The following is a 20,694-nucleotide window of genomic DNA, read 5'->3' on the forward strand; positions in this document are numbered from 1 at the left end:
TCGTCAGAGCAAAGCTAACCCGTCTGCCCGCTCGCGGCGGCAACGGCGCGCGCGACATTGGCGATCACCTCGTTGCACTTGTCCATTGGCGCGCTTGCTCCGGTCAGGTAGACCGTCACAACGATTGGCTTGCGCCTCGGCGGCCAGAACACGCCGATGTCGTTGTAGGTGCCGCGCTCGCCGGTGCCGGTCTTGTCGCCGACCCGCCAGTCCCGGGGCACGCCGGCGCGCAGCCTTGCGTCGCCGGTCTTGTTGGCGACCATCCAGTCCACGAGCTTCTGGCGCGATGCCGCTTGCAAGACATCGTCGAGCACCACGCGCTGCAAGCTCTTCAGCATCGCCACCGGGCTCGTCGTGTCGCGCGGATCGCCTGATACCCCCTCGTTCAACGCCACCTCCCAGCGGTCAAGCCGGCTGACATTGTCGCCGATGGTGCGGAAGAAGCTGGTCAGGCCGGCCGGCCCGCCGATCTCGCGAAGGATCATGTTCCCGGCGGTGTTGTCGCTCCGCGTGATGGCCGCCTCGCAGATCTCGGCGAGCGTCATGCCCGAGGCGACATGCTCCTTGGTCACGGGCGAATTGGCCAAGATATCCTTGGCCTCGAACTGCACGCGTTGGTCGAGGCTGGACTCGCCGCGATCGACCCGATGCAGCACCGCGGCCGAGGCCAGCACCTTGAAGGTGCTGCACATCGGGAACCGCTCGTCGCCGCGCCGGCTGGCACGCAATCCTGTCTCCATGTCGAGCACGGCGACGCCGAGCCGGCCGCTGGTCGCCAGCTCGATGCGTGCAAATTCCTCCTGCAGCCGTTGCGCCGGCTCGCTCGGCCCCGCCGCTGCACCTTGCCTCGGCAGGGTGAAGGAAACCGCAAGGCCCAGGCCCAGTGTCCGCAGTCCGAAAGTCCGTCTCGTCAGCATGTCGCTTCTCCGTTGGCGGCGCGAACCTGCCGAACGGCGTGACGGCGCACAAACTATCATTTATACAGCGAGGCATGAGAAAAACTTGGTCATGACGTCGTGCGCCGGCACCTCCCGCTGAACGCGTTGCGCGCCTTCGAGGCGTCGGCGCGGCTGTTGAGCTTCACCCGCGCGGGGCTCGAATTGCGCGTGACGCAGACCGCGATCAGCCACCAGGTCAAGCAGCTCGAGGACATGCTCGGTGCCAGCCTGTTTCGCCGTCTGCCGCGCGGCCTCGTGCTCACCGACGAGGGCCTGGCGTTGCTGCCGGTGCTGACCGATGCGCTCGATCGCATCGGCGCGGCGATCGAGCGGATCGAGGCGAAGGAAACGCGCGAGGTCGTCACTGTCGGCTGCGTCGCGACCTTCGCGACCGGATGGCTCTTGCAACGTGTCGAACGCTTCAAGACCGCGCATCCCTATATCGACCTGCGTCTGCTGACCAACAACAATCGCGTCGACATCGCCGGCGACGGGCTCGATCTCGCGCTTCGCTTCGGCGACGGCTCCTGGCACGGCACCGAGGCGATCCATCTTTTGTCCGCGCCGCTCTCGCCGGTGTGCCGGCCCGACGTCGCGGACCGCCTGCTCAAGCCTGCCGATCTTGCGCAGGAATTCCTGCTGCGCTCCTACCGCGCCGAGGAATGGCCGCTGTGGTTTGCGGTCGCCGGTGCGCCATGTCCAAAGATCCAGGGGCCGATCTTCGACAGCTCGGTGGCGATGGCCGAGGCCGCGGCGCGCGGCGTCGGCGTCGGCCTGGTGCCGGTCGCGATGTTCGAGAACGAATTGACCTCGGGCCGGCTGGTGCGGCCATTCGCGCCGGAGGTGCCGGCCGGGTCGTACTGGCTGACCTGGCTGAAGTCGAAGGACCTGACGCCGGGCATGCGCGCGTTTCGCGACTGGATGATCGAGACGTTGCGGGCGAACGCGCGTGAGGTGGAGGAGGTGAGGGCGGCGACGCCTGCTCAAGCACCGAAGGCAAAGGCCAAGCCAAGGACTAAAGCGAAAGCGAAGGTCGTAAAGAAGCGACGACGTTAGCTTGCGTTGATGTGACGCGAACCGCTTGGGCAATCGCGACTGTGCTCCCTCCCCCGCAAGCGCAGGGCTATCGCATATGGCTATCGTCCATGACGTGGAAACGTCGGGTACAGACGCGCGCGAATGCCATTGCCCCTCTGGGACGAGCGCGCATCTGCGTGATTTCGGAATATTAGAAATATATCCGCGAGTTGCCCGACGTGTCAAGCAGTCTGGCCGAACGCCGGCTACTTTGCATGGGGTTGTTTTCGATGTTTTGCCAACGCGCCTCCCCCTTTGCGGGGCCCGCAAGCGAGAGAGGCGATACGAGTCTGCGGCAGCGCCTCCGACTCACGCCAAATGGCACGCCACGAAATGACCGTTGGCGCCCTGGCGCAGCTCCGGTGCGCTCTGCAGGCAGCGCGCTTCGGCGATCGGGCAGCGGGTGTGGAAGTGGCAGCCCTGCGGCGGATTCATCGGGCTCGGCACGTCGCCCTTGAGACGGATGCGCGCGCGCTTCGCCTTGGGATCCGGTACCGGCACGGCCGAGAGCAGCGCCTTGGTGTAGGGATGTTGCGGGTTACGGTAGAGGTCGTTCGCCTTGGCGAGCTCGACGATGCGGCCGAGATACATCACGGCGACGCGGTCGGAGATGTGCTCCACCACCGACAGATCGTGGGCGACGAACAGATAGGTGAGGTTCAGCTCGGCCTGCAGGTCTTCCAGTAGGTTGATCACCTGCGCCTGGATCGAGACGTCGAGCGCCGACACCGGCTCGTCGCAGACCAGGAGCTTCGGCTCCAGCGCAAGGGCGCGCGCGATCGCGATGCGCTGGCGCTGGCCGCCGGAAAATTCATGCGGATAGCGCTGCATGTGCTCGGCCTTCAGCCCGACCTTGACCAGCAGGCCCGCGACGCGCTCCTCCCGCTCGCTCGCCGAAGCGGCGAGGTTATGGATGATGAAGGGTTCGCCGAGGATCGCGCCGATAGTCATGCGCGGATTGAGCGATGCAAACGGATCCTGGAACACGAGCTGCATGTTGCGTCGCATGGCGCGCAGGTCGCCGGCGCCGAGGCCGGTCACGCTCTTGCCGTCGAACACCACTTCGCCCGAGGTCGGCTCGATCAGGCGCAGCACGCAGCGGCCGGTGGTGGACTTGCCGCAGCCGGACTCGCCGACCAGCCCCAGCGTCTCGCCGCGATTGACGGAGAACGAGACGCCGTCCACCGCATAGACCTGCCCGACCTCGCGTGACAGCAGCCCGCCCAGCACCGGAAAGTGTTTCTTGAGATCGGTGACGCGCAGCAGGGGTTCGCTCATGATGCGTCTCCGAGGTGGCAGGCCATACGATGGCCGGGCGCGATCTCGCGCAAGCGGGGCTCCTTTTCGGCGCAGATGCTCATGGCGTGGCGGCAGCGCGGCGCGAAGCGGCATCCGGGCGTTGGATTGATCAGGATCGGCACCGAACCGGCGATCGTCTCCAGCCTGGTCTTGTGCTGGGCGTCGAGATCGATGCGCGGGATCGAGCGGATCAGGCCCTGTGTGTAGGGATGGCCCGGATTGCCGAACAACTCGTCGACCGGCGCCTCCTCCACCACCTTGCCAGCATACATCACGACGACGCGCTGCGCGGTCTCCGCGACCACGCCCATCGCATGGGTGATCAGCATCACCGCCATGCCGAAGCGCTCCTTCATGTCCTGCAGCAGGTCGAGGATCTGCGCCTGGATGGTGACGTCGAGCGCGGTGGTCGGCTCGTCCGCGATCACCAGCTTGGGCCGGCAGGCCAGCGCCATCGCGATCATGACGCGCTGGCGCATGCCGCCGGAGAATTGGTGCGGATAATGATGCACGCGGCCCTCAGCGTTGGGGATCTGCACCAGCTTCAGCATCTCGATGGTGCGTTCGAGCGCCTGCTTCTTGGTAACAGCCTCGTGGCGGCGCAGGCTTTCGGCGATCTGCTCGCCGATGGTCAGCACCGGGTTGAGCGAGGTCATCGGCTCCTGGAAGATGAAGCCGATCTCCTTCGCCCTGATGTCGTCGAGCTGGTTACTGGTCAAGGGCACGAGGTCGCGGCCCTCGAACACGATCTCGCCGGCGACGATGCGGCCCGGCGGCATCGCGATCAGCTTCAGGATCGACATCGCGGTGACGGTCTTGCCGCAGCCGGACTCGCCGACGACACAGAGCGTCTCTCCCCGGTTGATGCTGATGTCGACGCCGTCGACGGCTTGGAGCACGCCGGCGTCGGTAATGAAATGGGTCTTCAGGCCCCTGATATCGAGCAGCGCCATCAGATCACCTTGCGCGCGTCGAGCGCATCGCGCAGCCCGTCGCCAATGAAGTTGATGGCGACGACCGCGATGAAGATCGCGCCGCCCGGGAACAGCGCCCAATGCGGGCCGATGTCGAGAAAGTCCTTGGCGTCATAGAGAATGCGGCCCCAGGTTGGCGTATCCGGCGGAAAGCCGAGGCCGAGGAACGACAGCGTCGATTCCGCGATGATGGCGGCGGCGACGTCGATCGTGCCGGCGATGATCACGGGCCCGAGCGCGTTGGGCAGGATGTGGCGCACCACCTGCCGCACCGGGCTTGCGCCGAGCGCACGCGCCGCCTCGACGAATTCCTTCTCGCGCAAGGAGAGGAACTGGGCGCGCACCAGCCGCGCGACCGGCATCCAGCGCAGGCCGCCGATCACGAGCACGATCAGGATGAAGATGCCGCCCTCCGGGCCGAACACGGCCTTGAGCCCGTCACGGAACAGGTAGATCAGCATCAGCAGCAAGGGCAATTGCGGAAGCGACAGGAACAGGTCTGTGAGCCACATCAGCGCGTAGCCGAGCGGACCGCGCGACATCCCGGCGAGCGCGCCGATCAAGGTGCCGACGAAGACCGAGACCAGCATCGCGGCGAGCCCGACTGCGAGCGAGATGCGCCCGCCATAGATCATGCGGGCAAGCAGATCCTGGCCGAGGTCGTCAGTGCCGAACGGATGCGCCAGCGACGGCCCTTGCAGGCCCGCCACGGGATCGATGTCGTTGATCGAGACGCGCCAGATGAAGGGGCCGATCACGACCGCCAGGATCAGCAACAGCAACAGCACGGCGCTGATCACCGCCGGCTTGTGCCGGCGATAGCGCCGCCAGGTCTCGCGCAAGGGCGAGTAGCCGCGCCTTTCAGCGGAAGGAGATGCGAGGGTCAAGCCAGCCATAGAGGACATCTGCGATCAGGTTGAACAGCACTACGAGACACGCGAAGACGAAGGTCACGGCCATCACGACCGGCGTATCGTTGGCGAGGATGGAGGAAATCAGCAGCGAGCCGATGCCCGGAATGCGGAAGATCTGTTCGGTGACGATGGCGCCGCCGAACACCGCGGGCATCTGCAACGCGATCAGGGTGACGACCGGGATCATCGCATTGCGCATCACGTGCTTGACGATCACCTTGGTCTGGCCAAGCCCCTTGGCGCGCGCCGTGGTGACATAGTCGAGGCGGATCACGTCGAGCATCGCCGAACGCACGAAGCGGGTCAGCGATGCCGCCTGGAACAGGCCGAGCACCATCACCGGCATGATCGCCTGCCGGATCATCTCGAGCAGCCAGGGAATCCCCGTTCCCGGCACCTCGCTGTAGACAAAGGGCAGCCAATCCAGCTTCACCGAGAACACCAGGATGAAGAGGATGCCGGTGAAGAAGGTCGGCAGCGAGAAGCCGATGAAGGCGAAGGTGTTGGCGAGCTGGTCGAAGATCGAATAGGGGCGGGTGGCCGCGAAGACGCCAACCGGAATGGCGACCAGCAGCGCCAGGAGCTGCGCCGAGCCGATGACATAGAGCGTGGTCGGCAGCCGCTGCAGGATCAGCGTGTCGACATCCACTCGGCTGACGAAGGAGAATCCCCAATCGCCATGAGCCATGGCCGAGAGCCAGTGCAGGTAGCGCAGATAGATCGGGTCATCGAGCCCGAACTTGGCGCGCAGGGCGGCCTGCACCTCGGGCGGCACGTTCGGATTGGTGGCGAGGTCGCCGAACGGGTCGCCGGGTGCAAGAGCAAGCACGACGAACAGGACGAGCGAAATCCCGAGCAGGCTCGGGATCGCGATCATCAGGCGACGTAGGATGTACTGACTCATAAAGAAATCATCCAACTAACGCTCAGACATAGAGCATGATGATTTTGGCTTCGAAGCAAGCGGAAGGCCCGGATTCACCTCGCCCCACGTGCGGGGAGAGGTCGGAATTCAAGCCAACGGGTCGGCGCGAAGCGCCGCCCGATGACAGGCTCCGCTTGAATTCCGGGTGAGGGGGATTCTCCACAAACTCACTCCGCACCGCATTCGCGGATAAAGCCCCTCACCCCAGCCCTCCAAGAGCGAGCTTCGCTCGTCTCGCCCCCGTAGGAACGGGGCGAGGGAGAGGCAATCCTCAACCCGCTCACAGCTCAGGTTTCCCGGTACCAGTCCTGCAGATTGTCGGTTTGGTTGGCCCAGCCGGAGAGCGCCGGCCGCAGCGTGTTGGAGCAGGCCTCGACCGCGAGGCGATGCATCACGGGGATCACCACCGTGTTCTGCCAGAGCATGTCGTTGCACTTGATGTAGAGGTCGGCGCGCTTGAGCGGATCGGTCTCGACGTCGGCCGCATCGATGGCCGCGTCGTAATCCTTGTTGACCCACCGCGGGAAGTTCTGGCCCTGCCACTTGTTCTCCTTGGTGGCGACATTGCGCGAGATGTAGCGGCGCATGTGCAGTGCGGGATCGGGCTGGGTCATCGGGATCTGGAACATCTCGATGTCGGCGTAGAACTTGGAATAGGTGTCGGGGTTGGCGACGTCGGAAGAGAAGAACACCGAGGCTACGACCGATTTCAGCTCGACGTCGATGCCGGCTTTCTGGCAAGCCTGCTTGACGATCGCCTGGGTCTTCTGGCGCGGACCGTTGATCGAGGTCTGGTAGAGCAGCTTCAGCCGCTTGCCATCCTTCTCGCGGATGCCGTCGGAGCCCGCTTTCCATCCGGCCTGTTCCAGAAGCTGGCTCGCCTTCTCGATGTTGAACTCCCATTTGGTGTTCTTGGAGACGAATTCCTCTGGGCCGTTGAGATAGTTCGCCGTGGTGCGGCCGGCGCGGCCGTAGATCACCTTCTTCACGGACTCGCGGTCGACCAGCATGGCCAGCGCGCTGCGCACGGCCGGATCCGACAGGATCGGATGCTTGGTCTTCATCGACGAGCGTTCGCCGTCGACCTCGGTGTTTGGGTCGGTGAAGTTGATCGCGATGAACTCGATGTCGCCGCCAACCGCGAAGAGGGCCTTGCCCTTGCCGCCCTTTTCCAGGCGCAACAGCACCTCGTCTTCCACCTGGATGTTCCAGGCGAAATCGTACTCGCCGGTCTGGATCACCGCGCGCGCCGCCGACACGGCGTCGCCGCCGCCCTTCATCTCGATCGTGTCGAAATAGGGCCGATTCGGCATATGATAGTCGGGATTGATCTCGCCGCGGACGAGATCGCCCGGGTTGAACTGGACGAACTTGTAGGGTCCGGTGCCGACCGGCTTCAGATTGTTCGGCGCCTCGCGCGACTTGGCTCCCTTGTACTCCGCGAACAGATGCTTCGGAATGATGCAGCCATAAGCGCCGACAAAGGCATTGGCCCAGAACGGCGTCGGGACCTTGAAGTCGATGCGAACGGTGAGGTCATCGACCTTGCTGACGGTCATGTCGGCGTAGACGCCGCCCGACACCGCGGCCGTCGCAGGGTCGGTGGCATATTCCCAGGTGAACACCACGTCGTCGGCGCTGAACGGTTGGCCGTCGTGCCATTTGACGCCCGGCTTCAGTTTCCATGTCACCGATTTGGCGTCGGCGGAGAGTCCACCGTTCTTGGTCGAGGGGATCTCGGCGGCGAGGATCGGGTTGAGATGGCCATCGGCGTCCCAGCTCGCGAGCGGCTCGTAGAAGATGCGCGAGCCGTCCTGGTCCTTGGTGCCGGTGGCGAAATGCGGATTGAGTAGGGTCGGACCCTGCCACCACAGCAATTTCAGCGGACCGCCGCCGCCGCGCTTGGCGGGCTTGTAGGGATTGGGACTTTGCGCCATCGCGACGCCGCCGATCGAAAGGATCTGGTTGGCCATCGGCGCGGTGAGGCCGACGGCAATCATCCGCTTGACGAACGCGCGGCGGTCCATGCGTCCGCCTTTCACGTCGTCGATCATGCTCCGCAGGTCTTTGTCGAACATTGTCCCCTCGTCCGGTTCCGGTGATTGCGGCTGGCCTCGGAAACGGGCCGCCGGGTATTTGGCGGCGGATGGCACACCGAATGAACGCGCAGGTCAACGGCTCACGCGGCTCGGACCATTGGTCTTTTGGCTATCGCTTGTGCAGGACGTGTCGCCAGCGCACATGGCTTCGGCATTTCCGCGCCAAAGCATGCTCCCGCGCGCCCCGCAGTGCGGAAAATTTGTTCGTTATCCTTTGTTCCGATGCGCTTTTTTGGCGCGTGCCAAGGTCCGCTTCAAGATCCGCCTGGGGATATCTCCCGGGCAGGCTTCGGGATCAAAATCCAACGCTGCCCGGGATAGGATGTCGGATCGGCTCGACGCCCGCGCGTCAGGCCACCGACATGTCCAACGGCGGTGCAACATTCACCGGCAGCGGGCTGACATAAGGTGTCCGCGTGGTCCGCTTTGTCAGGTTTGCCTTGGCCGCGGCGATCAGCGCCGGCTCCATCAGCGCTTTGACGCCGAGCCCGGCCATCGCCTTGGCGGCCTGCACCATCGCCTTGTGCGCCGCAGGAGTCTTGCCCTGCGCCACAACCTGCCAGGTGTGGAAGGGGGTGCCGATTGCAACCGTCGGGGCGTGAACCTGCACGGTCGGCACCACCCAGCTGACGTCGCCGACATCGGTCGAGCCGATCAGCGGATTGCGCCTGGCGTCGATCGGCACCAGGAAATCCGCAAGCGGACGGTCGGTCGGATCCATGCCGATCGCGTAATAGACCGAGGCGATGTCCTTCTCGGTCAGGGTTGCGCGGATCTTGCCGGCAAAGTCCTTGTCCGCATCGTCGAAATGCGGCGGGCCGAGGTCTTCCATGATCCGATGTAGCTCCTGCTCCAGCGGCGTGTTGGGTAGGATGTTGGAGACCGCCGAGATGATCTTCATCTCCACCTTGGTCTCGGTCATCAGCGCCGCGCCTTGCGCGATCTTGTGCACACGCTCGACCAGCTCGTTCATGCCGGGCAGGTCGCGGGCGCGGATCGAGTAGCGCACGCGGGCATGGGCCTGCACCACGTTCGGCGCGATCCCGCCGGTGTCGAGCAGCGCGTAGTGTACGCGGGCGTCGCTCGGCATGTGCTCGCGCATGTAGTTGACGCCGACATTCATCAGTTCCACCGCATCGAGCGCGCTGCGGCCGAGATGCGGCGAGGCCGAAGCATGCGAGGTGCGTCCGGTGAACGTGAAATCGGCCCGCGTGTTGGCGAGCGACGGCGTCACCGCCACCTCCCAGAAGCTGTGCGGATGCCAGGTGATGGCGATGTCGGCATCCTCGAACGCGCCGGAGCGCACCATGAAGGCCTTCGCGGCGCCGCCTTCCTCGGCGGGGCAGCCGTAATAGCGCACGCGCCCCGGCACCTTGTGGGTGGCAAGCCAGTCCTTCACCGCGGTGGCGGCAAGCAGTGCGGATGAGCCGAGCAGATTGTGACCGCAGCCATGGCCATGGCCGTCCGCCTCGATCGGGCGATGCTCGGCGACGCCGGCCTCCTGGCTGAGGCCGGGCAGGGCATCATATTCGCCGAGGAAGGCGATCACCGGGCCGCCTTCACCCCATTCGCCCATCAGCGCGGTCGGAATGCCGGCGACGTTCTCGGTGATGCGAAAACCCTGATGCCGCAGCTCGGCGAGATGTTCGGCGGAGGATCGCGCCTCGGTGTAGCAGACCTCCGGCATCCCCCACACCCGGTCGCTCAATTCGATGAAGCGCGGCTTGATCGTATCGACGCCACGCCAAACGTCACTGCGGTTGTCCATTTGCTCCAGTCCCTTATTGCAACGCAAATCTGAAGCATCAAAGGCTAGCAGCTTGCCGCAAGGCCGCCTAGCGTCCGCCGGCAGACCAGCTTTTCGGCAGCGTCACGACTAACGCATGATGAGGTTGATGTCGCTGCGGCGGCGGAGTTTCACCTCTCCCTTTGGGAGAGGTCGGCGCGCAGCGCCGGGTGAGGGGTTACGGCCTCTCATTGGAGCTGCGGCCCCTCACCCGATTTGCTGCGCAAATCGACCTCTCCCCGTCGGGGAGAGGTGAAGGGAGGTCGCGATCAGAGCGATCCTCGCCAAATTAATCGTACGGAGTCGAGCCATCATCCCGCGCTGAGCCGATCCAATCCCTTCCAGTCGAACGTGATGCCGTGCCCCGGCCGATCCGGAGCGATCGCCATTCCCTGCTCCAGCACCAGCGGATTTGCGATGTAGCGATCAAGGCCAAAGCCGTGCGCCTCGAGATAGGAGCGGTTCGGGCAGGCCGCGAGCAGATGGACCGTGATGTCGTGGGCGCCGTGGCTGGTGACCGGGATGTTGAAGGCCTCGGCGAGGCGCGCGATCTTCATGAAGCTGGTGACGCCGCCGCAATTGGTGACATCGGGCTCGGCATAGGACAGCGCGCCGCCGGCGATGTAGGGCTTGAACTCCCACAGGCTGCGCAGATTTTCTCCCGCGGCGATCGGCACGCCGCCGGCTTGCAGGATGCGCGCGTGTCCTGCGACGTCGTCGGGAATGGTCGGCTCCTCCAGCCAGGTCAGGTCGAAAGGCTGCAAGGCGCGCGCGGCGCGGATCGCCTCCTCGACGGTCCACTTCATGTTGGCATCGGCCATTAGCGGAAACTCGTCTCCGAGATGGCTGCGCATCGCCTTCACGCGTGCCACATCGGACGCGAGGCTCGGGCGGCCGACCTTCATCTTGATGGCGCGGAAACCCCTTGCGAGATTGTCGTCGGTCTGCTTCAGCAAACCATCGAGCGGCAGGTCGAGATCAATGCCGCCGGCGTAGCAGGGCACGCGCCGGTCGAAGCCGCCGAGCAGCCGCCACACCGGCAGCGGCGCGCGCCGCGCCTTGAGATCCCATAACGCGATGTCGAGCGCCGAGAGCGCGAGCACCGCTGGCCCGCCGCGGCCGCCATAGTGCAGCGCCCACCACACTCTGTGCCAGAGCTGCTCGGTGTCATCGGCTTCCATGCCAAGCGCGATCTCGCGGATCTCGCGGCTCAGGATATCGGCGATGGCGCCGCCGTTGCGGCCGACCGTGTAGGTGTAGCCGGTTCCTTCCGCACCATCGGCGTCGCGGGCGCGGATCGTGACGAGTTCGAACGCCTTGATCTCGCCATGCGTGCTGTCGCTCAGCACTGAAGGCAGCGGGATCTTGTAGAAGCCCACCGTCAAGTCCTTGAGGATGGCCATGTCGGGAACTCCTTTTGCAGCAATGGTGTATGCGCGAGCGTGGCGCGCACGATCCCAAAAGCCGGCGCCGTCGGCAACCGGCAGCGGTTGAAGGTCTGCCTTGAGCGATCCGGGTGTCTGGAGCGTCTAGTCGTACCAATATATTGATTTAGTTATGGGAGATGTCTGACGCGGTTCTACAAAATCGTGCCATAACATGCGCGTTCGCACCCGCAATACATAAACATATTGACGTATTGCCTGAGGACGCTAAACCAGATTGACGGTGCAGCCAGGGAGCCCAGCATGGCCGACGCTCAGTCCGTTCTTCTCGATCCGATCCGGGTTGGCTCGGCGATATTGAAGAGCCGGATCGTGATGGGCTCGATGCATACCGGGCTCGAATGTCATCCGGAGCGGTTCGATGAATTGGGGCGCTTCTATGCGGAACGCGCCAAGGGCGGCACTGGGCTGATCGTCACCGGCGGCTTCGCGCCGAACTTTGCCGGCCGGATGAAGAACGAGCCCGGCACCTTCGAGCGGCCCGATCAGGTCGCGGACCACAGGAAGGTCACCGGACCCGTGCGCGCCGCAGGCGGCCGCATCCTGCTGCAGATCCTGCATGCTGGCCGCTACGGCTATCATCCGGCTGTTGTCGCGCCGTCGCCGATCAAGTCTCCGATCAATCGCGATGTGCCCGCCGAACTCTCCCCCGATCAGATCGAGGAGACGATCCGCAACTATGCCGCGACCGCCGGCCTTGCGATCGAAGCCGGCTATGACGGCGTCGAGATCATGGGCTCCGAGGGCTATCTGATCAGCGAGTTCCTCGCGCCGCGCACCAATCATCGAACCGATGCGTGGGGCGGCGCGCTGGACAACCGCGCGCGCTTTCCGCTCGCGGTGGTCAGGGCGGTTCGCGCCGCGATCGGCAACGCGATCATCTCCTATCGCATCTCGGCGCTCGAACTGGTCGAGGGCGGCCTGACTCAGGACGAGACGATCTGGCTGGCGCGGGAAGTCGAGAAGGCCGGCGCCGATTGCCTCTCGACCGGCATCGGCTGGCACGAGGCCGCGGTGCCGACCATTGCAGGTCCCGTGCCGCACGCCGCGTTCATCGAGTCGACGCGTCGGCTGAAGAAAGTCGTCTCGATCCCGGTCACCGCGAGCAACCGCATCAACCTGCCTGACGATGCGGCCCGCATCATCGCCGACGGCTCGGCGGATCTGGTGTCGATGGCGCGGCCGCTGCTGGCCGATGCCGAGTTCGTCAGCAAGGTCGGGCGCGGCCGATCGGATCTGGTCAACGTCTGCATCGCCTGCAACCAGGCCTGCCTCGACCATTACTTTACCGACCAGGTGATCACCTGCCTGGTCAATCCTCGCGCGGCGCGCGAAGCCGAGTTCACTGACGCTCCCGCAAGTGCAGCCAAGCGTGTCGCCGTGGTCGGTGCCGGGGTCGCCGGCATGGCAGCGGCCCTCGAAGCCGGACGCCGTGGCCATCACGTGACCCTGTTCGAGGCGGCGTCGCGGATCGGCGGCCAGTTCACACTGGCGGCGAACATTCCCGGCAAGGAGGACTACGGACTTTCGCTGGATAGTTACGAGGCGCAACTCGTGGACGCCGGCGTCGAGATCAAGACCGGGACGGCTGTCGATCCGGAGACGCTGAAGCGTGGGAATTTCGACGAGGTCATCGTCTCGTCCGGCATCACGCCGCGCCTGATCGATATCCCCGGCGGCGACGATCCCAGGGTCGTCGGGTACACCGCAGTGCTCGACGGCACGATCAAGGCCGGCGAGCGCGTGATCATCATCGGTGGCGGTGGCATCGGTCACGATGTCGCGCTGTTCCTTGCGATGGAGACCAATGGCCGACGGCAGACCCGCGACGAATTCTTTGTGCGCTGGGGCATCAACGGCGCGCCGAAACATCATCCGGCGCGGCGGCAGATCACGATGATCAAGCGCTCACCGGGGGCATTCGGCCGCGCGCTCGGTAAAAGCACCGGCTGGATCCTGCGGCAGGAGCTGAAGGACCTCAAGGTTCGGCAGATCGCCGAGGCGCGCTATCTGAAGATCGACAGCGACGGCCTGCACATTGCGCTGCCTGACCGCAACGAGGTGCTGCCGGCCGACACCATCGTGGTCTGCGCCGGCCAGGAATCCGATCGCGGCATTGCCGACCAGATCGCGGCGACCGGCCGGACCGTGCATGTCATCGGAGGCGCCCGCCTGGCCGGCGAGCTCGATGCCAAGCGCGCGATCTATGAAGGCGCGATCCTTGGCAATCGTATCTGACGAGCGCCGCCGAGCTCGTGGAGCAACAGCGTTTCGGGCGAAGGTACTTCCGGTTCGCGTGAAGAAAGGGCGTCAGGACAAGCATCGAGAGCTTCAGTTCTGGTTCAGTCAGGCCGAAAGCCGCAGTCAAGGGAGAGCACCATGAGAGGTCTGAAAAATCGCGTCGCCATCGTCACCGGTGCAGCCGGCGGTATCGGCCGCGCCATCTGCCGCAGATTCATCGAGGAGGAGGCCAACATCGTCGCGCTCGACGTCAATGCCGATGCGCTGAAGCAATTGGCCACGGACCTCGGCGCGGGCGAGCAGCGCCTGCTCTGCGTGGCCGCCGATATCACTGACTATGCAGCGGTCGAGGGCGCGATCGAGCGCGGCGTTGCCAAATTCGGCAAGCTCGACATCCTCGTCAACAATGCCGGCTGGGACGTCGCCAAGCCGTTCCTGCAGACCGAGCCGGATTTGTGGGACAAGATCATTGCGATCAACCTGCGCGGCCCGCTCAACCTGCACAAGGCGGCGCTCCCGCATCTGATCGCTGCCGGCGGCGGCAAGATCGTCAACGTTGCTTCCGACGCGGGCCGCGTGGGGTCGTCGGGCGAGGCGGTCTATTCAGCCTGCAAGGGCGGGCTGATCTCATTCTCGAAGACCATCGCGCGGGAATGCGCGCGCGACAATGTCAGGGTCAACGTCGTGTGCCCCGGTCCGACGGACACCGCTTTGCTGCGATCCTTCGTCGGCGACGGCGAGTACGGCCAGAAGATCTACGACGGACTGAAGCGCGCCATCCCGCTCAAGCGGCTCGGGCAACCCGACGACATTCCGGGCCTGATCGCCTTTCTGTCGAGCGACGACGCCAACTTCATCACGGGGCAGGTGATCAGCGTGTCGGGCGGCCTGACGATGAGCGGATAGAGGGACAAGATGCAGCCTGATCGGCGCCATCGCGATTGCCTTGTTGCGTCCCGGTCGTCGCCGTGCTCTCTCGTGCGTACACGCTCCTGAACCTCACACTTTCGGAAATCGCAATCCATGGCTTCGGTCAGGCAATCGCGCAAGGCAGTCGGCGAGATGGGAGTGATCCCTGCCGAAGCGCCCGGCGCTCATTCGCCGGAGCAGCCCGAGCGCGTCGCCGACCACCTCAACAACCGGATTTTCTTCCGCCTGTTTCAGGTGGCGAACACGCTGCAGAAGCAGGCGGTGAAGGAGCTCGGCGTCACGACGGTGCAATGGGCCGTTCTCGGCGCGTTGTCGGATCCGAGGCCGACCCACGGCATGTCGGTCGGCACGCTGGCGGACTTCCTCGTCGTCAGCCGGCAAAACCTCGACGGTGTGCTCAAGCGCCTCGAACGCGATGGCCTCGTCGAACGGGTGACCGACCCGGGCGACAAGCGCGCGCGCATGGTCAGGCTGACGCGCGAGGGCTTCGCCTTCTGGGCTGAGTTGCGCGAGCGCATTTTCCAGTTTTACGACCAGGCCGCCAGCGGCTTCAAATTCGACGACCGCGTCGCGCTCGCCCATTATCTCAACGAGCTGTATCGATCCCTGACGATGGTTCGGCTCGAGCAGCCGCGGCGCGAGCGGAAGAAGGCTCGGCGGTCGTGACACAGAGCGGCTCGAAAGCCGAAAGCGGACGCTTTGGGCCGGCGATGGCGGCAAGCGCATCGCTTTCTTCGAACGTGCGGCACGATGGCGCGCCGCGCGCCGCGCGCCGGCTCAATCAGGCTCCGACGGCTTGGTGCGCTCGATGTTCTTCAACTCCCGGTCGATGAGCATGCAAACCCGCCGTTGTGCCAGCAGGTCGAGGCGTGCACGAGTCGTGCCGTGCCTGAGCTGACCGTTGATTTCGAAAGACCATGCCCAAAGATCCGGCTCGATGTTGCGAAGTGTGTATTCAATGTCCCGGTGACGATAGATCAGCTTTTTCATGTCGTTTCTTTGTTGCGCTGAGGACTGCATAGCCACATCGCGCAGCGCAAAGTATCCGGACGACTACCTACTAAGTTGATCTAAATGATCGCACGGCGGAATTTCCGAGGCACTGAGTTGGGGTCTTTGTCCAGCCCCTATGGGAACAATATTTCTGTTCTTCGGACTCACCGGCGGTACAACACATTCGGTGGCGTCCCTGCGAAAGCAGGGACCTATAACCATAAATGGTCATTGTTGAGCGGCGCGAGTCCCATCAACAACATCCGCCGCGGCGTATGGGTCCCTGCTTTCGCAGGGACGACGATGTCGTGAGCGTGACGCAAATCAACTTCAGGCGCCGGCGTCTCTGGAATACTGGATCATCCGCATGCGCGGGTGATGACACCGCGCTGTTTGATAAGTGAATCGAGAACCGCGTACACAGCTCCATCACCGTCATGCTGAGTAGGCTGCGTAGCAGCCGTCTCGAAGCACGACGGCCACGAGCAGGGCCACGCATCCCTCAAAACCTTGCCGCTATCTCCGCAAGCCTGCGATGCGCGGCGTCGCGTGCGACGCGGATCGGTTCGGCGGGGCCGGTGGTCGGGCCGATCGGCACGAAGCTGATGTCGCCGATGCCGATGAAGCGAAGCGCCTCGCGCAGATAGGGTGTCGCCATGTCGATGCGGCCGCGGTTCATGCCGGTGACGAAGTCGCTGCCACTCGCCAGGATCACGATGGTCGGACGGTCCTTCAGCAGCGGCAGATAGCCTTGCGCTGGATCGAAGCGGAAGGTCAGTCCCGGCTGGATGATCACGTCGAGCCACTGCTTGAGCTTGTAGGGAATGCTGAAATTCCACATCGGCGTCGAGATCAGCATGCGGTCGGCCAGCGCCAGCCGCAGCGCGAGCCGCTCGGCGACCGCGAAGGCATCGTGCTGGGCATTGTTGAATGATCTTCCGCCGATCCGGGCATATTTGGCGTCCAGCAGATCGCCCTCGAACTCGGGCAGGGGATCGTGCCACAGGTTCATCGCGTCGATCTCCCAGTCCGGCCGCGCTTTGCGGAACGTTTCAAGAAAGACGCGCGCGCCGGCGGCCGATTCCGAACCGGCGCGGGGAGAGCAGGCGAGGTGAAGCAGTTTTGGCACTGCGTCCGCCTCTCAGCCGAGCGCCTTGATGACGGTGTCGGCGTTGGTCACGACGGAGACGTTCTGCAGGGCGAAATTGATCGCGGCGTTGTGCCAGTCGGCGTTCATGGTCGAGCAGCAATCTTCCGGCACGATCATGAAATAGCCCTTGTCGGCGCCGGTGCGCGCGGTGTGTTCGACCGACATGTTGGTCCAGGCGCCGGTGTTAATGATCATGTCGCGGCCGGTTGCTTTCAGGATGGTCTCCAGCCGTGTGCCCTCCCAGGCGCTCATCCGCATCTTCTCGACCACGAAGTCGCCCGGGCGCGGCTCGAGCCCGGAGACCGGTGCGGCGCCCCAGCTGCCGCGCACCATCGCCTTGCTGTCGACCAGCCCCTCGAACAGCGGCGCGTTCAACGTCACGCCCGGCGCACCGGGCTCGACGACGAACCAGACATGGATGATGGCGACGCCCCGCGCGCGGGCAGCCTCCGCAAGGCGCCGCACATTCTCGACGACATGCTGCTGGCGCGCATGTGCGGGAGCGCCGGAATCCGCGAACGCGCCGCCGTCCATGATGACGTCGTTCTGCATGTCCTGGATGATCATCGCACAGCGCTGCGGATCGAGCTGCATCTCGCCGGCAGTCAGGTTCGGCACCGGTGCGGAGAAGCTTGTGCCGGCGCCGCCGCGCGTGCCGCTCATATAGGGCTCGTGACGCGGCCCGACCCTGGTCGGGATCGCATAGACCGAATGGGTCGCGGTCAGATAGAGCGTGCGGAAATCGGCGCCGCCCCAGGCGAGGTTGGCGACGAGCTCCGGCAGGCGGACCTTGCCGAGCAGGTCGCCGCCCTGCGAATAGACCCAGACGCCGCCGGGCGCTGTGACCCAGACATTGCCGCGCTGGTCGCACTTCATGCCGTCGGGGACGCCGGGCTCGAGCTCGGAGCGGATGCCGCTCGCGAATACGCGCGGATTGCCGAGCGCGCCGTCGGCGGTGACGTCGAAGGCGCGGATCAGCGCCTGCACGGTGTCGTTGACATAGAGAATTCGTTCGTCGGGCGAGAAGCACAGCCCGTTCGGCTGTTCGAACAGGTAGCGGTCGACGAGCAGCTTCGGTGCCCCGCCGCCCGGCGGGACGCGATAGACGCCCTGGAAGCCGAGCTGGCGCGGCCGCTCGACGCCATAGACCGGCATGCGACCGTACCACGGGTCGGAGAAATAGATCGCGCCGGAGGAGTGGACGCAGACGTCGTTCGGGCTGTTCAGCTCCTGTTTTTCGAAATGCGAGGCCAGCACCTCGCGCCGCCCGTCGGGGCGCTCGCGGATCAGCGACGATGTTGCGTGTTCGCAGACGATCAGGTTGAGGTCGGCGTCATAGGTCATGCCGTTGCACTTGTTCGCTGGCCGCTTGACCTCGACGACGCCGCGCCGCGCATCCCAGCGCCTGCGCACATCGCCGGGCATGTCGGAGAACAGCAGGAAATGATCGAGCGGATGCCAGATCGGGCCCTCCGTGAAATCGAAGCCCGTTCCCACCTGGCCGACCGGCGCATAGGGATCGATCAGGTCCTCGAATTCGCTGCGCAGGGTGACATGGGTCATCGCATCAGTCCTCTAAGCTTACGCCGGGAACCAGCTGCGCTGCGGCAGGCTCTGTACGACGGGGCCGGGCACCTGGTCGTGCAGCCGACCGACCACCATGCCGCCCTCGATCTTTGCGGGGCGATCGTGCACCGGCAGCAGATAGCGCGAGTTGGAGAGCAGCTTCTTGATCGATGCCTTCTCCGCCCGCTTGCTGGTGCCGTGGTTGCCCGTCGTGCGCGGCTCGGCGTCGTGGATTTCGTTGAAGGGATTGATGATCTGGTCGTTGAAATCATAGATCACGTCGCCGCAGATCGTCGCGATGCCGTCGGCGGTGTGGACGTGGATGTTCATCGAGCCCTCGGTGTGGGCGTTGGCGGCGTCGCAATAGACGCCCGGCATCAACTCGACCGGGCCGGTGATCTCGAGATCGAGGAAGCGCAGCGCGCTCTTGGTGTGCAGGCGGTCGATCAGATGCTTGATGTCGGGCGCCGGATATTGCGGATGCATCAGGCCGGAGACGGAGTATTCCAGCTCCTTGCGGTTGAGCACTACGGTCGTGTTCATCGGGAACAGGTCGTCCTTGCCGGCATGATCGATGTGCAGATGGGTGTGACAGACGAAGCGCACGTCGCCCATCCGCACGCCGTGGCGGGCGAGCTGGTTTTCGATCATGTTCTCGTGGAACTGGAGGCCGCGCATGCCGAGCGTCTCCATGATCTGGTTGGAGCGATAGCCGGTGTCGACCAGGACCGGGTAGGGGCCACCGAGGATCAGGAAGCCGAGCGTCAGCACGCGGCGGGTGCGGCCGCAATTGTGCCCGAGCACGAGGAAGCTCGATTCCAGCTCGATATCGCCATAATCTAGGATCTTGATCTCCAACGGCATTCTGTCCCTCCCAATTCCTGTTCGTTACGTGTGTCGCTGTTCGCGGCGCGCCTAATGCCCCAGCCGATAGACCCGCGCCGCCGTCGTGCTGAAGATCGCCTCATGCTGCTCAGGGGTGAACCGCGCGGCTGCCGCCTTGAAGGCGTCGATGAGGTCCCGATAGCTGGTCCACAGCTTCTCGATCGGGAAGTTCGAGCCGAACAGACAGCGGTCCGCACCGAAGATCGCAACCGTGTCGGTCACGACATCGGCAATATGCGCGGGATCGTTGCGGTGGATGAAGGTGCCGAGCCCGGACAGCTTCGACACCACGTTGGGGCATTGCGCGAGCCGCGCCATGCCGGTGCGCCAGGCGACGCGGCCCTGCGGCGATCGATCCTCCAGCATGCCCGCGTGCTGCAGGATGAAGGTCACCTTGGGGCAGGCTTCGGCGAGCCCGGCCGCCTGTTCCATCTGCGGCGCGAAAACCTGCAGGTCGAAGCTCCAGCCGTAGTCGGCGAGGCGGTCGACATTGCGCCGGATCGTCGGATCGGCACAGAGGTCGGCGAGCGCCGCGAAGCGGTAGAGTGGGTTCTCGTGCCAGTGCAGCTGCATGCGCACCCCGCGCACCAGCGGATAGCGCTTCAGACGATCGAGCTGCGGGCGGACGTCGTCGACGGAAAAATCGGCGTAGGCGACGATCGCATGCGGCCAACCGTGCTGGTCGGCGTTCTGCTGCACCCAGGCCGTCTCGTCCTCGAACTTATCGTTCGGCCAATTGGTCTGGACATAGACCGAGCGGGTGACGCCGCTGCCCTTGAGGTCGTCGAGATATTCTTGAATCGGATAGTCACGCCGGATCGGCTCATAGGGACCGAAGATGCGCGGCTGCATCGGGCCGGACAGCCAGGCGAGGTCGGCCTGGCGCCAGATGTGATGATGGCCGTCAACGATATCAGTCACGCAGCTCTCCATCTTGCTAGCGACAGCAGATGCGCGACCACCGCCGCGCTCGATCCGCCGTCCACGAGATCATCGACAAAGCGCTCGATCGCGATCAGCGCCTCGGTTTGCGGCTTGAAGCCGGGTGCGGTCGCGAGCGGCGTCAGCCAGCTCACCCGCCACGCCCGCCGCGAGAGCTTTGCGACGGCATCGCGCAGCGCGGCCGGGTCGCCGCGCTCCAGACCGTCGGAGACGATCACGATCGCGGCGCCGCGGGCATATCCGCCGAAGCGCGGCACGGCGAGGAAGGCCTGCAGCGCATCACCGATCCTCGTGCCGCCGTCCCAGTCGCTGACAAGGAATGCGGCCGCGTTCAGCGCCTGCTCGCGGCGCTTCAGGCGCAGAGCGCGGGTGACGCGGGTCAGCCGTGTGCCGAAAGTGAAGACCTCGACGTTGCCGGCCGCCTGCGCCAGCGCATGCGCGAGCTTCAGGTTCTCCTCGGTGCGCGCCTTCATCGAGCCGGAGACGTCGATCAGCAGCAGGATCTTGCGCGGGCGCTGGCGGCGGCGCAG

The 20,694-nt window shown here is 64.9% G+C and carries 18 protein-coding genes; 4 read left to right on the forward strand and 14 right to left on the reverse strand.

Annotation, left to right across the window (positions count from 1 at the left end):
- Positions 1 to 14: 14 nt before the first annotated feature.
- On the reverse strand, positions 15 to 917 hold the full coding sequence (gene bla, locus AS156_RS24965; protein WP_066509917.1) for a class A beta-lactamase: 903 nt from the start codon (positions 915 to 917) through the stop codon (positions 15 to 17).
- A 99-nt stretch (positions 918 to 1,016) separates the two neighbouring features.
- Between bla and AS156_RS24970 the strand changes: the two genes are divergently transcribed.
- Complete coding sequence (locus AS156_RS24970) at positions 1,017 to 1,994, forward strand: LysR family transcriptional regulator (protein WP_066509921.1); 978 nt, start codon at positions 1,017 to 1,019, stop codon at positions 1,992 to 1,994.
- A 330-nt stretch (positions 1,995 to 2,324) separates the two neighbouring features.
- Here AS156_RS24970 and AS156_RS24975 read toward each other — a convergent pair whose 3' ends face one another.
- The 7 genes from AS156_RS24975 to AS156_RS25005 all read right to left on the reverse strand — a co-directional run bounded on the left by AS156_RS24975 (position 2,325) and on the right by AS156_RS25005 (position 11,415).
- The gene (locus tag AS156_RS24975; RefSeq protein ID WP_066509923.1) at positions 2,325 to 3,293 is read right to left on the reverse strand and encodes an ABC transporter ATP-binding protein; all 969 of its coding nucleotides are present in this window, start codon (positions 3,291 to 3,293) and stop codon (positions 2,325 to 2,327) included.
- Positions 3,290 to 4,270 carry an ABC transporter ATP-binding protein gene (locus AS156_RS24980; RefSeq protein ID WP_136626426.1) on the reverse strand — a complete coding sequence of 327 codons (981 nt, stop codon included), beginning with the start codon at positions 4,268 to 4,270 and terminating at the stop codon, positions 3,290 to 3,292. Before AS156_RS24980 ends, AS156_RS24975 begins: the two co-directional genes overlap by 4 nt.
- The gene (locus tag AS156_RS24985; protein ID WP_066509931.1) at positions 4,267 to 5,184 is read right to left on the reverse strand and encodes an ABC transporter permease; all 918 of its coding nucleotides are present in this window, start codon (positions 5,182 to 5,184) and stop codon (positions 4,267 to 4,269) included. The genes AS156_RS24980 and AS156_RS24985 overlap by 4 nt, the downstream gene beginning before the upstream one ends.
- On the reverse strand, positions 5,150 to 6,106 hold the full coding sequence (locus AS156_RS24990; protein WP_066509932.1) for an ABC transporter permease: 957 nt from the start codon (positions 6,104 to 6,106) through the stop codon (positions 5,150 to 5,152). The genes AS156_RS24985 and AS156_RS24990 overlap by 35 nt, the downstream gene beginning before the upstream one ends.
- Before the next feature lie 308 nt (positions 6,107 to 6,414).
- Positions 6,415 to 8,205 (reverse strand): peptide ABC transporter substrate-binding protein, encoded by a 1,791-nt coding sequence (locus AS156_RS24995; protein WP_066509934.1) that lies wholly within the window; start codon positions 8,203 to 8,205, stop codon positions 6,415 to 6,417.
- Positions 8,206 to 8,575: 370 nt separating this feature from the next.
- The gene (locus tag AS156_RS25000) at positions 8,576 to 9,994 is read right to left on the reverse strand and encodes a M20 family metallopeptidase (RefSeq protein WP_066509939.1); all 1,419 of its coding nucleotides are present in this window, start codon (positions 9,992 to 9,994) and stop codon (positions 8,576 to 8,578) included.
- Positions 9,995 to 10,323: 329 nt separating this feature from the next.
- A complete protein-coding gene (locus AS156_RS25005; protein WP_066509941.1) occupies positions 10,324 to 11,415 on the reverse strand; it encodes a mandelate racemase/muconate lactonizing enzyme family protein in 1,092 nt (363 codons plus the stop codon).
- 285 nt (positions 11,416 to 11,700) lie between these two features.
- On the opposite strand from AS156_RS25005, the gene AS156_RS25010 reads away from it, so the two are divergent.
- From AS156_RS25010 to AS156_RS25020, 3 genes are all read left to right on the forward strand, one after another.
- On the forward strand, positions 11,701 to 13,695 hold the full coding sequence (locus AS156_RS25010) for an NADPH-dependent 2,4-dienoyl-CoA reductase (RefSeq protein ID WP_066509943.1): 1,995 nt from the start codon (positions 11,701 to 11,703) through the stop codon (positions 13,693 to 13,695).
- 141 nt (positions 13,696 to 13,836) lie between these two features.
- Positions 13,837 to 14,604 (forward strand): glucose 1-dehydrogenase, encoded by a 768-nt coding sequence (locus tag AS156_RS25015; RefSeq protein ID WP_066509945.1) that lies wholly within the window; start codon positions 13,837 to 13,839, stop codon positions 14,602 to 14,604.
- A gap of 117 nt (positions 14,605 to 14,721) precedes the next feature.
- Positions 14,722 to 15,294: a MarR family winged helix-turn-helix transcriptional regulator gene (locus AS156_RS25020; protein ID WP_201456105.1), complete on the forward strand. Its 573-nt coding sequence runs from the start codon at positions 14,722 to 14,724 to the stop codon at positions 15,292 to 15,294.
- Positions 15,295 to 15,405: 111 nt separating this feature from the next.
- On the opposite strand, the gene AS156_RS25025 is transcribed toward AS156_RS25020, so the two are convergent.
- The 6 genes from AS156_RS25025 to AS156_RS44925 form a co-directional block, all read right to left on the reverse strand.
- Positions 15,406 to 15,618 (reverse strand): hypothetical protein, encoded by a 213-nt coding sequence (locus tag AS156_RS25025; RefSeq protein ID WP_066509946.1) that lies wholly within the window; start codon positions 15,616 to 15,618, stop codon positions 15,406 to 15,408.
- A 505-nt stretch (positions 15,619 to 16,123) separates the two neighbouring features.
- Positions 16,124 to 16,750, reverse strand: a complete 627-nt coding sequence (locus tag AS156_RS25030) for an FMN-dependent NADH-azoreductase (RefSeq protein WP_066509947.1) — start codon at positions 16,748 to 16,750, stop codon at positions 16,124 to 16,126.
- A 12-nt stretch (positions 16,751 to 16,762) separates the two neighbouring features.
- The gene (locus AS156_RS25035; RefSeq protein WP_066509950.1) at positions 16,763 to 18,334 is read right to left on the reverse strand and encodes an isochorismatase family protein; all 1,572 of its coding nucleotides are present in this window, start codon (positions 18,332 to 18,334) and stop codon (positions 16,763 to 16,765) included.
- A gap of 18 nt (positions 18,335 to 18,352) precedes the next feature.
- A complete protein-coding gene (locus tag AS156_RS25040; RefSeq protein ID WP_066509952.1) occupies positions 18,353 to 19,201 on the reverse strand; it encodes an MBL fold metallo-hydrolase in 849 nt (282 codons plus the stop codon).
- A gap of 51 nt (positions 19,202 to 19,252) precedes the next feature.
- Positions 19,253 to 20,143 (reverse strand): amidohydrolase family protein, encoded by an 891-nt coding sequence (locus tag AS156_RS25045; protein ID WP_066510080.1) that lies wholly within the window; start codon positions 20,141 to 20,143, stop codon positions 19,253 to 19,255.
- On the reverse strand, positions 20,140 to 20,694 hold a 555-nt coding region (locus tag AS156_RS44925), incomplete at its 5' end, for a VWA domain-containing protein (RefSeq protein WP_245313049.1). The genes AS156_RS25045 and AS156_RS44925, both read right to left, overlap by 4 nt.

It is taken from the genome of Bradyrhizobium macuxiense, from assembly GCF_001542415.1.
In the GTDB taxonomy this organism is placed as follows: Bacteria; Pseudomonadota; Alphaproteobacteria; order Rhizobiales; family Xanthobacteraceae; genus Bradyrhizobium; species Bradyrhizobium macuxiense.